Genomic DNA, 15,960 nt, shown 5'->3' with positions numbered 1-15,960 from the left:
CATTAAAAAAATACAAAAATGTTTAATAAATTTATTCAAAGACCTGTATTGTCGATCGTAATATCGCTGATCATTGTCTTTTTAGGGGTACTGTCTGTACTGAATTTACCAATTACCCAGTTCCCTTCAATCTCTCCTCCAATGGTAAATGTTACGGCAGATTACCCGGGATCTAACGGAGAGTTGATGATCAAATCGGTTGTTATTCCTTTAGAAAGAGCCTTAAATGGTGTTCCGGGAATGAAATATATGACTTCTGATGCCGGTAACGATGGTGAGGCAAGTATACAGGTTGTATTCAATTTAGGGACTGACCCAAATCAGGCCGCTATTAATGTTCAAAACCGTGTGGCTTCGGTTACAAATAAATTACCTCCATTGGTAGTAAGAGAGGGAGTGAAAATTACGCGTGAAGTTCCGAGTATGTTGATGTATGTGAATCTTTATAGTACGGATAAAAATACCGACATGAAGTTTTTATACAACTATGCCGATATCAATGTACTGTCTGAATTGAAAAGGGTAAACGGTGTTGGTTCAGGAGATATCTTGGGAACTCGTGAATATGCCATGCGTATCTGGTTGAAACCTGATCGAATGCTGGCCTACAAAATTTCTGCCGATGAGGTGATGGAAGCCTTATCCAGCCAAAGTTTGGAAGCTTCACCAGGTAAAACAGGAGAAAGTTCCGGTAAACGCTCTCAAGCATTTGAATATGTGTTAAAGTATTCCGGACGTTTTACAAATAAAGAGCAATATGAGAATATTGTAGTAAGATCGAATAGCAATGGGGAATTGTTGCGTTTGAAAGATATTGCTAAAGTGGAGTTTGGAAGTTCAATGTATGATATTTATTCTAATTTGAATGGTCGTCCTTCTGCAGCAATTGTATTGAAACAATCTTTCGGAAGTAATGCCAATCAGGTTATTGAAGACGTAAAAGCCAAACTGGAAAAAATTAAACAGAAATTTCCAAAAGGAATGGAATATGAAATTTCATATGACGTTTCTAAATTCCTCGATGCCTCTATCGAAAAAGTAATCCACACCTTAATTGAAGCTTTTATTCTGGTAGGATTAGTGGTGTTTCTTTTCTTAGGAGACTGGCGTTCTACGGTTATTCCGGCAATTGCGGTACCGGTTTCGTTGGTTGGAACTTTTGTTTTCATGCAGTTTTTTGATATTTCGTTGAACTTGATTACGCTATTTGCTCTGGTATTGGCAATTGGAGTCGTTGTCGATGATGCGATTGTGGTTATTGAGGCCGTTCACGCCAAGATGGAAGAAGAGCATCTCTCTGCCTATAAAGCAACTAAAAAAGCGATGCATGAGATTGCCGGAGCTATTATTGCGATTACGTTCCTGATGGCTGCGGTATTTATACCTGTTGCCTTTATGTCCGGTCCGGTTGGGGTATTTTACAGACAGTTTTCGATAACAATGGCAACCGCTATTATCCTTTCGGGTATTGTGGCCTTAACTTTGACACCTGCACTTTGTGCGATGATGTTGAAAAACAACCACGGTCAGCCTAAAAAGAAAACTCCTGTAAATCTTTTTATTGATGGTTTTAACAATAAGTTTAACCTTGCGCAGGGAAAATATCAAAATGTATTAGCCAAAATCGTAGACAGAAGAATCGTTACCGTAGTGGTACTTGTTGGTTTTTGTGCCGGAACATGGTTAGTTAGCAGTACCGTTCCTTCCGGATTTATTCCGAATGAGGATCAGGGAATGTTTTACGCTATTATTCAAACGCCTCCGGGATCTTCATTAGAAAGAACCAATAATATTGCAGAGAAATTGCAAAAGATCGCCGAAACGGTAGAAGGTGTAAAATCAGTTTCGTCATTGGCAGGTTATGAAATTTTAACGGAAGGTACAGGGTCTAATGCCGGAACGTGTCTGATCAACTTAAAAGACTGGAACGATCGTAAACATTCTGTACAGGAGATTATGATAGAGCTGGAGGAAAAATCAAAAGATATTCCGGGAGCTAATATCGAGTTTTTCCAACCGCCGGCAGTACCGGGATATGGAGCAGCGGGAGGATTTGAACTTCGCTTACTGGACAAAACAGGTACCAGTGATTTCAAAAAATTAGAAGAAGTTAATAAGGAGTTTGTAGAAGAATTAAATAAAAGAGAAGAACTCTCTAATGTATTTAGTTTCTTTAGTGCCAGTTTTCCTCAGTATATGATGAAAGTTGACAATGATTTGGCACAGCAAAAAGGAGTTTCTATCGAGAACGCAATGAATACGCTGTCAACTCTTGTGGGAAGTAATTATGAAATCAGTTTTATTAAATACGGGATTAATTATAAAGTAATCGTTCAGGCGGCACCGGAATATCGTGCACAACCGGATGATATTTTAAAACTGTATGTAAAAAACAATCGCGATGAAATGGTGCCTTTCTCTGCCTTTATGAAATTAGAAAAAGTATACGGTCTCTCAGAAATTACCAGACACAATATGTATACTTCTACAGAGATTAGTGGTGGAGCAGCTCCGGGATATAGCTCGGGTACGGCCATTAAAGTAATTCAGGAGGTTGCCGCCAAAAAACTGCCAAGAGGATATGATATTGACTGGGCCGGTATTTCTGCCGATGAGGTGGCACAAGGCAATCAGGCTATTTGGGTATTCCTGATCTGTTTAGGGTTTGTGTATCTGGTTTTGGCAGCTCAATACGAGAGTTTTATTCTTCCTTTATCCGTAATTTTTTCTTTACCGGCGGGTATTTTTGGAGCTTTCCTTTTACTAAAACTAACAGGATTAGAGAACAATATTTATGCGCAGGTGGCCATGGTAATGCTTATTGGTTTACTGGGTAAAAATGCCGTACTGATTGTAGAGTTTGCAATTCAGAGGCATGCAGCAGGAAAATCGGTTTTTGAATCGGCTATGGAAGGTTCAAAAGCAAGGTTCCGTCCAATCTTAATGACTTCATTTGCTTTTATTGCCGGATTATTGCCGCTTGCGTTTGCTACGGGTCCCGGTAAAATCGGGAATAGAACCATTGGTACAGCCGCTGCCGGAGGTATGCTTTTAGGAACCATTTGTGGGGTGTTTATTATTCCGGGATTGTATTACATTTTTGCAAAAATAGCAGAGAAGCACAAATTGGTAAAACATGAAAGAGAGAATCCATTAACAGAAGAAATTGATAATAATCATGTATAAATTTAAGTTACAATATAGTATTGTGTTAGGTCTTTGTCTTGCAGCAGTCAGCTGCAAGGCACCACAGGCTACAACCGAAACTCCAAATAAAAAGATTGTTCCTGAGGCGTACACCAATAGTAAGGATACAATCAATACCGCTACTATTCCGTGGCGTGATTTTTTTAAGGATCAAAATCTGGTACAGTTAATTGATACCGCCCTGAAAAACAATCAGGAATTGATGATCACTTTGCAGGAAATTGAAATCGCTAAAAATGACGTCCGTATTAAAAAAGGAGCTTATCTGCCAAAAGTAGGGGTAAGAGCGGGAGCAGGAGTAGAGAAAGTCGGAAGATATACAAGTCAGGGTGCCGGTGATGCCACTACAGAAATAAAACCCGGGAAAGAAACACCCGATCCACTTGGTGACTTTGTAGTAGCCGCTTATGCCAACTGGGAAGTAGATATCTGGAAAAAATTGCGTAATTCTAAGAAAGCAGCAGTGAGCCGATATCTATCAACCGTCGAAGGAAAGAATTTTGTGGTGACTAACCTGATTGCAGAAATAGCCAGTTCTTATTATGAATTATTGGCTCTTGACAGTCAGTTGGACATTGTAAAACAAAATATAGAATTGCAATCGAATGCTTTAGAAATTGTAAAAATCCAAAAACAAGCTGCAAGAGCAACTGAACTGGGGGTTCAGAAATTTCAGGCTGAGGTGATGGATTCGAAAAGCAAGGAGTTTGTTATTCTTCAGCAAATAAAAGAGACGGAAAACAGGATTAACTTTTTGGTGGGTCAATATCCACAGGAAATTAAGCGAGATAGAAACAACTTTTTAAGTTTGTTGCCATCAACTGTTAGTTCCGGAATTCCGTCTCAATTATTGCAGAATCGCCCGGATATCAAACAAGCCGAAATGGAACTTACCGCTGCAAAACTGGACGTAAAAGTAGCACGTGCCGAATTCTATCCTTCTTTGGATATTTCGGCTGCCATAGGAGTAAATGCATTTAATCCTTCTTATTTATTAACGTTTCCGGAGTCGCTGCTGTATTCATTAGCAGGCGATCTGGCTGCACCGTTGATAAACAGAAATGCGATCAAAGCAGAATTTAGCAATGCCAATGCAAGACAGCTTCAGGCATTATACAATTATGATCGTACGGTTTTGAACGCTTATATTGAAGTTTCAAATGAACTTTCAAAAATCAGTAACTTAGAAAAAAGTTACGATTTAAAATCAAAACAAGTAGCAGCTCTAAACACCTCTATTGATGTTTCTAATGACTTATTTAAATCTGCCAGAGTAGATTATTTTGAAGTGCTGATGACACAAAGAGATGCTTTAGAATCAAAATTAGAATTAATAGAAACCAAAAAGGACCAATTAAATGCCGCAGTTCATGTTTACAAGGACTTAGGTGGAGGCTGGAAATAAATAGTGTTTTTGAATTGTAGATGAAAACCTTCCGGGAGTGTGCGCTCCCGGGAGGTTTTTTATTTTAGCCTCGAATTGCACGAATTCACACGAATTAAATTTTAAAAACTTGGATGTAATCTTTTTAATCTGTGAAATCTGTGGCAAAAAAGTTATAGCCACAGATTTCACAGATTTGAGGTTTTTTTTTGGATTCATTGTAGACATTCAATACTTGTGTTCGCATTAAAACAAAACAATTCGTGTGAATTCGTGCAATTGCTTCGCCTGTTCGCTATCGCTCGGGTCGTGGCAAACTAAAACAGTTACGACAACATATTTTAAAGGATTGTTAAACCGGCGTCTTTGTAAACCTTTAAAATTTTGTCGTCGGGAGAGATATTTGTTACCAGTACATTAATGTCTTTAATAGGGCATACATGATAAGACTCGGCAGTTCCTACTTTTTCGATGGAACTCAGGGCGATTACAAAATTAGAATTTTGAATCATATTCTTTTTAATCTGTGAGTCATCGTGTAAAACTCCGGTAATACCTCTTTCATGATGAATACTGCAGATTCCCAAAATGCAAATATCAGCTCTAAAGTTTCTAAAGAAATCGATTGTTTCGATACTGGCGGTTGCAAAAGACGTTTTACACATTTTTCCGCCGGCAAAAATCAATTCAATATTGGGTAAATCTTCAATTAATACCGCTACAGGAAAACTATTTGTTATGACAGTTATTTTCAAATCATAAGGAAAACTTTGTACTAAAGCCAACGAGGTAGTTCCACCATCAATAAATACGACCTGCCCGTCTTTAAGATAAGAAATAGCCTTTTCAGCGATGACTTTTTTGTTTTCAATATCGTGTTTTTCTCTTTTGCGATAATGTAGCGGAATAGGAGATGGAGCAACAGCACCACCACGAACAGCCTTTAAAAGACCCTGATCCGAGAGTTCTTTTACATCACGTCTAATCGTGTCTTCTGAAACACTCAGATAGTCGCTCAATTCTGTTGAAGTTACACGATGTTCTTTAGACAAATAGTCCACTATTATTTTTTGACGCTCTTCTTTTTTCATTGGTGTTGCAAATTTATATTGCAAAAATAAGTTAAATTTTGCAATGTTTTGCAGTTTTTGCATAATTTTACCGCAAAATTAATCTACTATGAAAAAGAAAACAATTGCAATTGACATGGATGGTGTGATTGCCGATATCGAAACCCATTTGATTACCTATTACAAAGAGCAATACGGAATTGCAATCTCAAAAGAAAACATTCAGGGTCTAAGTGAAGAAAAAGCATTTCCGGGAAAAGAAAATTTACGTGCTATTTTGAACTCCAAAGATTTTTTTAGAACACTGCCTGTAATGACGGACGCCGTTGAAAGTTTGCGTTTGTTGCAAGAAAATTTTGAAATTTTTATTGTTTCTGCTGCAATGGAATTTCCGCTGTCTCTTGCTGAAAAATTAGAATGGCTTAGAGAACATTTTTCTTTTATTGGCTGGGAAAATATTATTTTATGCGGTAGCAAAAGAATTATCAATACTGATTATATGATTGATGATCACCCGAAGAATTTAGATTTTTGCATGGGTAAACCCATCATGTTTACTTCATTTCACAACACAGATAAAGAAAACTACCTAAGAGTAAATACTTGGAAAGAGGCTGTTGCTGTTTTGCATAAAACCTTATAAATTAATAAGGTATTAAAAGTTAATTTAATATAGTTGTTGCGGTTAAAAAGCTTAACCGCAAAGTGCGTAAATATTTTTCGCAAGGACCGCAAAGTTGTTGAGTTTAATAATAATTAAAAGTTAGTTTTACTTAAGTGAGACTTGTCTTTTGTTTGCTTGGATTTTTTTTTTCACGCAGATTTAGCAGATTTATTTAGATTTTTTTTATCGAAATAACAAAACAAAAATATCAGCATAATCTGCTAAATCTGCGTGCAAAAAACTTTTCGGCTTTTCGGTTAAACTGTGATTCCCGAATCGTTCTTAATAATCAAAGCCCTCCTAACCCATAAAACATCTTACGGTATTCAGACGGGCTGAATCCTCTGTGTTTTTTGAACATATTGTTGAGATGGCTTTTATCGGTAAAACCAAATTCGTCAGCAATTTCATTGATACGCATATGGGTATGCAGCAAGCGATTTTCAATTAAGCTGAGCTTGTAAGTCGTTTGATATTGCTGAAGTGTCTCATTGGTATGTCTGCGAAAAAAACGCCCCAGATAACTTTCAGAGATTCCAAATTTATTGCTAATGTGTTCCCCTCTAAGTTTTTCAGGATTGTAAATGTTAGCTTGTACATATTGCAAGATCTGAACTACTTTCTGATCACTTTGATCGTTAATTTTCTCCGGGAGGGTGGACATAACATTTCGGGCAACGATTACCAACAGCGTATTGATGTATTGAGTGAGCAACTCCTTTTGATACAATCCTTTGTTTTGATGTTCTCTTATAATAGCTTCTATTAACGGATGAACGATCCTTTTATCATCGTCATTTTTTAAGATACAACCGGCTTCATGTGAAGCATTTTTAAGAATTACTTCTATCGGTCTGAGTATTTCTTGTTGTGAAGTTCCGTTTAAATAAACCGTATTAAATCGAATAATAAACAATTTTGTGGGCTCCTGAAAATTCAAACGATGTGAGTCTTTTGGAGTCAAAAGAAACAAATGGCCTTGCTCATAGTCAACCGTATTGCCGGCAAAATGTTGTAATCCATTTCCCTGAACAACGTATACAAGCTCGAAAAAACTGGATGTTTGCTCGCTTTTTGGAGATTCATCTACTAATTCTGTAAGAACCAATTCATAAGGTTCGTGTGATACATTATTTTTCATAATAAAGATTACCTTTTAGAATAGTGAAATATAATAATTTGCAATCAAATACAGTTGAATTTTGTAAGATATATTTTGAATTAATAGATATTTATTAAAGTTTTACATTATAAAATAGTATTAATTTGCAATTTTTTAGCGGAAGTTATTCTGATTTTAATGCTTCTAAAAAAATGCATTTTTTGTTTAGATTGCTGGAAATAATTCATGCTACTAGTTACTAGTTGTAAAATGTGAGATGCAACATGTAAAATGTAAAATGTAAAATGTAAAATGTAAAATGTAAAATGTATAATGTAAGATGTAAAATGTAAGATGTATAATGAGATATGCTAGTCTGAAATGGTAAAATATTTAATTGACTGATTTTATTGTCTTTAAGTGAAGCGTTAGAATATAAGTGTATTGGAACTGTATTTCAGCGATCTTACACAACCATATGTTCGTACAATGTAAGATAGTAATGAGTTTAAAAAAAACTTATTACATTTCACATTTCACATTTTACATTTCACATTTTACATTTTACAGTATACAGTATTATTCAACTAGCACTTTGAGTTAAATAATAAACCTCAAGCCAAAAAGGTTGAGGTTTACTGTTGTGCACTTGCTAAAGAAGGAATAGTCTATTTTATTTAAAGATTTTAAAAATAATCTAAGAAAGGATAGTCGTTTTTTTCTAGTTGTTTTTCGATAAAAAGTCACGAAACCACATTCCGGATTGTTTGATGGTTCTTTTTTGAGTATCAAAATCAATATGGATTAATCCAAATCTGGCGTTGTAACCTTCTGCCCATTCAAAGTTATCCGTAAGGCTCCATACAAAATAACCGTCGACATGATAACCGTCTTTTTTGGCTTTGAGTACTTGCTCTAAATGATCCTGAATGTAATGTGTACGTTTGATATCATACACTTTTCCATTTTTGACAATATCCGGAAAAGCGGCACCGTTTTCGGTAATAATGATTTTCTTTATGTTTGCGTAGGCGTTAAACCTTTTTATGATATGATACAGAGCCGGAGGGTAAACTTCCCAGCCCATCTCGGTTGCGAGTACGTTTCTTTTTTCGGCACTGACTAGTTCGGCACCAATATAGGGAATCAGTAAGGAAGCTCTTACTACCTCTCTGGTATAACATTGGAGACCAATAAAATCGAAATCAAAAGACATATTGTTCAAATCATCTTCCAATATATAATTTTTGAGTTTTTTAAGGACTGCTAAATCCTCTTTCGGATAACCGAGTCCTAAAATAGGCTCTATAAAAGTTCTGTTCAGTAACGTATCTACACGTTTTGCGGCTTCTTTATCTTTTGGTTTGTCAGTTTCGGGTTCGATATGCGTACATGAAAATGTAGTGCCAATATTGGCTTCAGGCAGTCTGCTTCGTATCATTTTAGCACCGGCGGCTGTAGATAAAGTGACATGATGCATGGCCTTGAGATAATTGGTCAAGCCTTTTTTCCCCGGAGCATGTATCCCAAGAAAATAACCGGCACCAGTAAAAACAGAAGGCTCATTGATTACCATCCAATTTTTAACTCTGTCACCAAAATAGTGTACACAAACTTCGCTATATTCCGAGAACCAGGTAACGGACTCCCGATTGGTCCATCCGCCTTTTTCTTCCAGGGCATGTGGTAAATCCCAATGGTAAAGCGTAACCCACGGTTCGATATTACATTCCAGTAAAAAATCAATGATTCTATTGTAGTAATCGACTCCTGACTGGTTGACAGGATGCGTTCCGTTTGGCATAATTCGGGGCCAACTGATCGAAAATCGAAAGTTCGGAATGTTGAGTTCCCGGATTAGTGCAATGTCGTTTTTATAATGGGTATAGAAATCACAAGCCGACAGCGCATGATGGCCATTTTTTATCTTCCCTTTTTGCGACGTAAAAACATCCCAGATTGAAGCTCCTTTGCCATCGGCATCATGAGCTCCTTCAATTTGAAAAGCGGCTGTAGATACACCCCACAGGAATTCCTCTCCAAATTGTTCTTTATTTAAAAGTGCGTTTTCTGTTTTACTCATTTAAATGCTGCTTTCCTTTATGGGTATGGTTTATTAATGAAGGAAAGAAGATTGCATAGCTTTTAAGAAAAGCCATTCTTTAAAAGAGACCAAGAAATTTAGGTTAAAGAATTTCATAACGATTAGTTTTATTCAAATTAATAAAACTAATATAAAGTAATGGTAATGTGGGTGTTATGAAATGGTTAACTATCGAGGTATCAAGTTTCAAGTTTCAGGTTTCAAGTTTCAGGTTTCAAGTTTCAGGTTTCAGGTTTAAACGGTGATTGCAAACTGCGATTAATAAGTATATTTCACGAAGTTGATAATATACTTAGAAGTCAGCTCGGGATATTGATGCTGCGGGGCGTGGCCGGTTTCGGAGTAGACGATCAGTTGTGAATTGATCATCTGATTGATAAAGGGATACCAGTTTTCTACCGCAAAACTAATATCATGATCCCCGGAAATGACTAAAATTGGAGTTTTTGTTTTTTTGAGCTGTTCCCTAAAGTTTAAAATATCTTCCCTAAAGCTGTCCCCTCCCGAAAAATAGAGTTGAAAGACGTCGATAGTGGAAGGAATTTTTTTGATATCGATTTTTTTATGGATTCTCTCGTGCGATACTTTTGCAGCGGCACGACTGGTTTCTGATTTTGGTTCGAAGAATAAAATGATTTCATCTTCAAAATCATTTAGCGGTTTTAGTGCCACATCTAAAAAAGCAGGTTCAAGGGGAACTTTGTTTTTTCCGGGAGGATTTGTTCCCAGTAAAATAGAATGTGTGACCAAATTAGGGTACAATAATGTAGCTGCCTGTGCTACCAAACCACCATAGGACCAGCCCAGAACGATAATAGTACTCAATTTTAGAGCATCAGCCAGATCTTTTACATCTTTGGCTACGAGTGCTATATCAGGAGCCAACGTTCCTGTTGAAGAGCCAATGCCCGAATAATCAAAAGTAATGACATTAAATTTTTTAGCCATTACAGCTATAAATAAAGGATCCCAGGTGTCGAGTGTTCCTCTGAAGCGGTTTATGAAGAGTATTGTTTTTCCTTTGCCATACGAGCGATAAGCAATCTTTCGATCTCCTAAATCGGCAAAACTAGTCTCTGTTTCATAAATTTTTTTCATACTTATAATTTAAAAATTGGAAAAAAAGAAAGCGTATTTATAATTTGGCTCGTAAGAATGTCTTGGCGTAAAAAAAGGAAATCTTAAATTAAAAACTTTTCTAATTTACTTAGTAATGATGTAAACAGACAAAGTCTAAACCAAATTTGAGTTCGTTTGAAAACGAATCAGTTCCGGTTTCTGCGAACTTTTTAATTTGTAATAATTGAATTTTACGAAAAAAAGAAGCTCCTTTTTTAAGGTTCTGTTTTATTGTTTTTCGAAATTCAGGATTTAATAGGCTAAAAGTAGTAAAACTTTTATAGTATTAAGATTAACTTATTGTAAAGCAATATTTTGAAATTGTAAATAAAGTAAGGTAATTAACAGTTGCTTTTTTAAGTCATTAGAAGCTGTATGTACCGAAACCTGAGAGTTTAGTGGTTGTATAAGCAGGAATGCGCTGTTGCCTTGTCTTTTTTTTGTAATTTGGCTGTTGAAAAATAATGATTTGTATGCATTGGATGTTTTTAATATATAGATTATTCTGAAAAAATCATTTTAGGAATTACATTCAATACATTTTACTTTAAATCTGCCGCAAAACTTCATAAAAATAGAATGAACATAATTAGAATTCCTGATGAGTTACTTGTGGCATCTCCGCAATCGGTACAAGTTTTCGATTATAGCAGTACGAAGGAAATTTCGAAGCAACAAATCATTTTGAACCAAAACACCTTTAGCTTTTTGATGGAAGGAACTAAAGAAATTGTTTTCGAAAATTCATCCTTATCCATTACCAGTTCGAAGTTTATTATAATGAAATCGGGTCATTGTTTAATGACAGAAAAACTTTCTGAAACTAAGAATTACAAAAGTGTTCTTCTTTTCTTTTCGAATGAAGCCTTGTTGAAATTTATGAGGAAATTTGAATTAAACAGTACCGATCCAACCGATTATAAACCTGTTTTTTCCTTTGAATATGATGCGTTTATAAAAGGGTTTGTCAACAGCTTGTCGGATATTTCGAAGCTTTCACAAAACGCGCAACGTCTCTTATTGGAAGTGAAGTTTGAAGAAATTATGCTGTACCTTACAGCAACACGCGGAACAGATTTTCTGCTTTCACTAGCGCTGAATAATAGCGGGGCAACACAAAAATTCATTCGTATTGTAGAGAGCAATCAATTGAGTAAATTAACCTTAAGCGAATTGGCTTTTTTATGTGATATGAGTATTTCTACTTTTAAAAGGGAATTTGAAAAACACTACTCGGAATCGCCCAGCAAATGGTTTCAAAATAAAAGATTGGAATACGCACATTCTTTGCTGAGTCAGGAGCAAAGAAGTTCTTCTGAAATATATTCCGAAGTCGGTTACGAGAACTTATCCAGTTTTATTCAGGCCTACAAATCAAAATACGGTGTTACCCCAAAGTACCATCAGAAAAGTTGAACTTTTAGCAACATTTTTTGAACCGGATGCTATAATTTTTAAGTTCGTATATCAGTTAAATTTGCTTAAAATTTTAAATCGCAATAAAATGAAAAAAGCAAATTTGATTCTGGTACTGTCTTTAATTTTCTCTGTTACCCTTTTCGGGCAAAAAACATTTACGTTAACCAGTAATGATCTGGGAGGAGAAATTACAAAAAAGCAAGAGTTTAGCGGATTTGGATGCTCGGGAGACAACCAATCCCCACAATTACTTTGGAAAAATGCTCCGGAAGGGACAAAAAGTTTTGCCATAACGATGTACGACCCCGATGCACCAACTGGAAGCGGATTCTGGCATTGGGTTGTATTTGATATCCCTGCAAACGTACATGAATTGGTAACAAATGCAGGTAACCTTAAACTCAATCTGGCACCCAAAGAAGCCATTCAAAGCATAACGGATTATGGAATAAAAGGATTTGGAGGAGCTTGCCCACCCGAAGGTCACGGATTTCATCAATATGTACTAACCGTTTATGCTTTAAAAACAGACAAGTTAGGAGTTAATGAGAATACAAATCCTGCTGTAGTAGGGTTCAATCTTTGGAATCAAACCCTAGCCAAAGCCAGTATTGTTGCATATTACAAACGATAAAATTTTGTTGAAATAGTATCGTATTAAAATAGTACTGTTGCGTTTTTTAAACGCAGGGTTCGCGAAGATTTCTTTTATACTCTTTTGCAAATAATTAAAGTTCGCAAAGACATTCTACTTAAGTAAAAACTAAATTTTTGCAGTTTATAAAATTTTAATAACTGCTTTTTAAACCTTGTGAGAATTATTTCTTGCGGGGTTTTGTTTTTTATGGGATTTAATAGAAATCGAGTCTCTTCAGATTTTGAAATTTTTGCGAAATCTGTTTTGATGTAATGCGATGGTTTGTTAACTGTAAATAGTTTTGGTTCATTCCTTTTTTAAAATTTGTAACCAATCCTAAAGTCTTTCCGTCTAAAATGAAATCAAAGGTGATTAAACTTTATAAAAAAGAGACATGAGGCACATCAAACAAATTAGTATACTGTTATTTCTATTCATTGCGGTTAATCCGTTAAATGCAATTTTGGCTCAGAGTACAGAAGTTAAAATTGACAATCTCATTCAGACACAGTTTAAAGACAGTAATGGACCCGGAGGTGTATTTATGGTTGCTAAAAAGGGTAAAATAGTTTACAAGAAAGCTTTCGGTAAAGCCAATTTGGAATTGAATGTTGATCTGACGCCACAACATGTATTTCAGTTGGGTTCAATGACAAAACAATTTACAGCCATTGCCATATTAATGTTAGAAGAGCAGGGGAAGTTAGACGTAAATCAAACTATTTCAAACTATATTTCGGATTATCCCTCCGGTGATAAAATAACCATTCATCATTTATTGACGCATACTTCCGGAATTAAAGATTTTACAAAAATGAAATCGCTTTGGGATATCGCACAAAAAGAAATGACACCAAAAATGATGGTTGATTTTTTTAAGAATGAACCCGTGGATTTTCTGCCGGGAGAAAAATTTGAATACAACAATTCAGGTTACGTTCTTTTAGGATATATTATCGAGCTGGTTTCGGGAGAAACCTATGAAGATTTTGTGACAAAACATATTTTTGAAAAAATAGGAATGAAGCAGTCCTATTATGCCAGCGATCGCAAAATTATTAAAAACAGGGCATACGGCTATCATAAAAAAGAAAGCGGATATGTCAATAAAACGAGCATCAATTTTAGTGTTCCTTTTTCATCGGGTTCCTTGATGTCTACTGCGGACGATATGTTGAAATGGCAAAATGCTCTTAAAGAAAATACATTGTTAGGCAGTAAAGAAACAAATAAAGCTTTCCTAAAATATAAATTAAACAATGGTGATGAATTTACTTATGGCTACGGATGGCATATTAAAGAACTAATCGGAATACCAATACGAGAACATGGAGGAAGCATTTTTGGTTTTAAAACGATGGGAGTTTATATTCCTTCAGAAGATATTTATGTCCTCGGATTTAGCAATTGCGATTGTAACTCGCCAACACAAGTCACAAAAGATATTGCCGAATTGGTTTTGAAAACTTTAGGAACGCATTAATGATAGTTTTTTTAGTTTTCACGCAGATTTAGCAGATTCTTTTTTTTAGATAAAAACGATCTGAACAAATTTGCTAAATCGGCTAAAAAATATTTCTCACTAAATTGTACAGAAAAATAAAACTTAGTGATTCCTTGGTCATGGTTGGAAAAAATTTCGTTATCATATTCCAAGTTTTATTGCAATGCTTCTTTTTGTGGTTCTGTGATATTTCGACGTAAAGTTATGCCGCTCCTCCGGAGCTTTACATGATTATTTTCAAATTTGAATCTATAAATATTTCGCTCCTCCGGAGGTTCACATTATCAAATTCGATCTATTCACAGTTGTATTTCTTAAGTTTAGGAGAAGCGAGATATTTATAGTTATGCCGCTCCTCCGGAGCTTTACATGATTATTTTCAAATTTAAATCTATAAATATTTCGCTCCTCTGGAGCTTCACATTATCAAATTCGATCTATTCACCGTTGTATTTCTTAGGCTTTGGAGAAACGACCTATTTATATCAAATGTTTCGACGCAAAGTTATGCCGCTCCTCTGGAGCTTTACATGATTATTTTCAAATTCGAATCTATAAATATTTCGCTCCTCTGGAGCTTTACATCATCAAATTCAATTTATTCACAGTTGTATTTCTTAAGCTTCGGAGAAGCGGCATATTTATAGCAAATAGTTCCAACGCAAAGGGAGCTCCGGAGGAGCGGTATATAAATTTGTTATGACGTTTCTCTGGAGTTTAACGTCATTGTTGTCAAATTTAATCTATAGATATAGCGCCCCTATGAGGCTGTCATATTATCATAAACAAAAAGGGCAGAAGATTTTTCTTTTAACCATGATTAAATGACTCCTGTGCCTTTCCAAAAAAAAATCAAAAGAGCATGGTTGGATTTCTAATATAAAATATGAATCGCATCATGTTGGTAGACCTCATCACAATGTTTATATGAATAATAAACATGAAAAAAAGATGCTAAGGAGTAGTATAATTTTAAAATTAAAATTTTGCAGACAGAACGTTTGCATTTTTTTTGCCAGTTGTGAAACTTTGAAATAACAAAGTATAAAATTGACCACCATTTTAATGTCTTTTAAAAACACAATCAGCGTATATTCAGATCATAATCTTGATTTCTAAAAATCCTTTGCTCGATTTCTTCCTCCTTTAATTTTTGAAAAATTGAGAAAAAAGCTACTCGTTTATACTCTTTTCTTGTTTCATATTATAAAATGAAACATGTTTGAAAAGAAATGGAAACTAAAAAAAAGTTAAATAACTTAATTTTAACCTTATTTCAGTTACAAGCGAAAATGTAATTTTTAATTTGAAGAAATGGTGTAACCAATTAAAAAAGGACGACCTAATTTCTAAGGTATTTTTAGAAAAAATTAAATTACGATTCTCGCCAATAATTGTTTAAATGCTAACTGTGAGGAAAAGCAGAATCAATTTACGAGACTATCAGACGGAAGTATTCTTCTTTTTCCTCAACGGCCTTCCCCAAATAGTGCCGGTAGAAGTTTAGCAAAGCATATTTGGTTAAGAAAACAACAGACAAATATTTACCGAAAGGTGCCCCAAATATTGTAATTGTTTTAAGGATTGATAAAGGTTTTGGGTCGTTTTCTACTTTTTGAGGCGAATTAAACAGACCGACATTAATCAAAAGTATAGTAACGATATGCAGTTTCATACCACGTCCATCTGTTCTCCTGCAGGAGTTGGAGAAAGTGATTTTAGATCAGGCCGGAACTGATGAGAATTATAT

General features: G+C 35.3%; 11 protein-coding genes. 6 read left to right on the top strand and 5 right to left on the bottom strand.

The annotated features are described in order from the left end of the window. Positions 1-18 precede the first annotated feature (18 nt). Entirely contained in the window at positions 19-3,186 is a 3,168-nt protein-coding gene (locus G3A47_RS10120; protein WP_166922043.1) for an efflux RND transporter permease subunit, read from the top strand. Then, a complete protein-coding gene (locus tag G3A47_RS10115) occupies positions 3,179-4,612 on the top strand; it encodes a TolC family protein (protein WP_166922042.1) in 1,434 nt (477 codons plus the stop codon). The genes G3A47_RS10120 and G3A47_RS10115 overlap by 8 nt, the downstream gene beginning before the upstream one ends. A 320-nt stretch (positions 4,613-4,932) precedes the next feature. Here the strand turns inward: G3A47_RS10115 and G3A47_RS10110 are convergent, their stop codons facing one another. Next, complete coding sequence (locus G3A47_RS10110; protein WP_243860412.1) at positions 4,933-5,682, bottom strand: DeoR/GlpR family DNA-binding transcription regulator; 750 nt, start codon at positions 5,680-5,682, stop codon at positions 4,933-4,935. Between the two features lie 88 nt (positions 5,683-5,770). On the opposite strand from G3A47_RS10110, the gene G3A47_RS10105 reads away from it, so the two are divergent. Continuing rightward, on the top strand, positions 5,771-6,304 hold the full coding sequence (locus G3A47_RS10105) for a 5' nucleotidase, NT5C type (RefSeq protein ID WP_166922040.1): 534 nt from the start codon (positions 5,771-5,773) through the stop codon (positions 6,302-6,304). 310 nt (positions 6,305-6,614) lie between these two features. Here the strand turns inward: G3A47_RS10105 and G3A47_RS10100 are convergent, their stop codons facing one another. The 3 genes from G3A47_RS10100 to G3A47_RS10090 form a co-directional block, all read right to left on the bottom strand. Continuing rightward, entirely contained in the window at positions 6,615-7,466 is an 852-nt protein-coding gene (locus tag G3A47_RS10100; protein ID WP_166922039.1) for an AraC family transcriptional regulator, read from the bottom strand. Between the two features lie 682 nt (positions 7,467-8,148). Then, entirely contained in the window at positions 8,149-9,510 is a 1,362-nt protein-coding gene (locus G3A47_RS10095; protein WP_166922038.1) for a GH1 family beta-glucosidase, read from the bottom strand. A gap of 279 nt (positions 9,511-9,789) precedes the next feature. Further along, positions 9,790-10,629, bottom strand: a complete 840-nt coding sequence (locus G3A47_RS10090; protein ID WP_166922037.1) for an alpha/beta fold hydrolase — start codon at positions 10,627-10,629, stop codon at positions 9,790-9,792. A 600-nt stretch (positions 10,630-11,229) separates the two neighbouring features. Here G3A47_RS10090 and G3A47_RS10085 point away from each other — a divergent pair. The 3 genes from G3A47_RS10085 to G3A47_RS10075 all read left to right on the top strand — a co-directional run bounded on the left by G3A47_RS10085 (position 11,230) and on the right by G3A47_RS10075 (position 14,189). Further along, positions 11,230-12,066, top strand: a complete 837-nt coding sequence (locus tag G3A47_RS10085) for a helix-turn-helix domain-containing protein (protein ID WP_166922036.1) — start codon at positions 11,230-11,232, stop codon at positions 12,064-12,066. An 88-nt stretch (positions 12,067-12,154) separates the two neighbouring features. Further along, positions 12,155-12,703 carry a YbhB/YbcL family Raf kinase inhibitor-like protein gene (locus G3A47_RS10080; protein WP_166922035.1) on the top strand — a complete coding sequence of 183 codons (549 nt, stop codon included), beginning with the start codon at positions 12,155-12,157 and terminating at the stop codon, positions 12,701-12,703. A 397-nt stretch (positions 12,704-13,100) separates the two neighbouring features. Beyond that, on the top strand, positions 13,101-14,189 hold the full coding sequence (locus G3A47_RS10075; RefSeq protein WP_166922034.1) for a serine hydrolase domain-containing protein: 1,089 nt from the start codon (positions 13,101-13,103) through the stop codon (positions 14,187-14,189). Between the two features lie 1,453 nt (positions 14,190-15,642). Here the strand turns inward: G3A47_RS10075 and G3A47_RS10070 are convergent. Continuing rightward, positions 15,643-15,885, bottom strand: coding sequence for a hypothetical protein (locus tag G3A47_RS10070; protein ID WP_166922033.1), 243 nt, complete (start codon positions 15,883-15,885; stop codon positions 15,643-15,645). Positions 15,886-15,960: the final 75 nt, after the last annotated feature.

Source organism: Flavobacterium poyangense (genome assembly GCF_011751075.1).
Taxonomy (GTDB): Bacteria; Bacteroidota; Bacteroidia; order Flavobacteriales; family Flavobacteriaceae; genus Flavobacterium; species Flavobacterium poyangense.
Note: the sequence above shows the minus strand (reverse complement) of the source record. Positions and strands in the feature narration are given on the sequence as shown.

Coding starts and splice junctions, on each gene's coding strand:
- G3A47_RS10075 (WP_166922034.1), top strand. CDS start 13,101: ATGAGGCACATCAAACAAATTAGTATACTGTTATTTCTATTCATTGCG.
- G3A47_RS10110 (WP_243860412.1), bottom strand. CDS start 5,682: ATGAAAAAAGAAGAGCGTCAAAAAATAATAGTGGACTATTTGTCTAAA.
- G3A47_RS10070 (WP_166922033.1), bottom strand. CDS start 15,885: ATGAAACTGCATATCGTTACTATACTTTTGATTAATGTCGGTCTGTTT.
- G3A47_RS10085 (WP_166922036.1), top strand. CDS start 11,230: ATGAACATAATTAGAATTCCTGATGAGTTACTTGTGGCATCTCCGCAA.
- G3A47_RS10095 (WP_166922038.1), bottom strand. CDS start 9,510: ATGAGTAAAACAGAAAACGCACTTTTAAATAAAGAACAATTTGGAGAG.
- G3A47_RS10090 (WP_166922037.1), bottom strand. CDS start 10,629: ATGAAAAAAATTTATGAAACAGAGACTAGTTTTGCCGATTTAGGAGAT.
- G3A47_RS10115 (WP_166922042.1), top strand. CDS start 3,179: ATGTATAAATTTAAGTTACAATATAGTATTGTGTTAGGTCTTTGTCTT.
- G3A47_RS10120 (WP_166922043.1), top strand. CDS start 19: ATGTTTAATAAATTTATTCAAAGACCTGTATTGTCGATCGTAATATCG.
- G3A47_RS10100 (WP_166922039.1), bottom strand. CDS start 7,466: ATGAAAAATAATGTATCACACGAACCTTATGAATTGGTTCTTACAGAA.
- G3A47_RS10105 (WP_166922040.1), top strand. CDS start 5,771: ATGAAAAAGAAAACAATTGCAATTGACATGGATGGTGTGATTGCCGAT.
- G3A47_RS10080 (WP_166922035.1), top strand. CDS start 12,155: ATGAAAAAAGCAAATTTGATTCTGGTACTGTCTTTAATTTTCTCTGTT.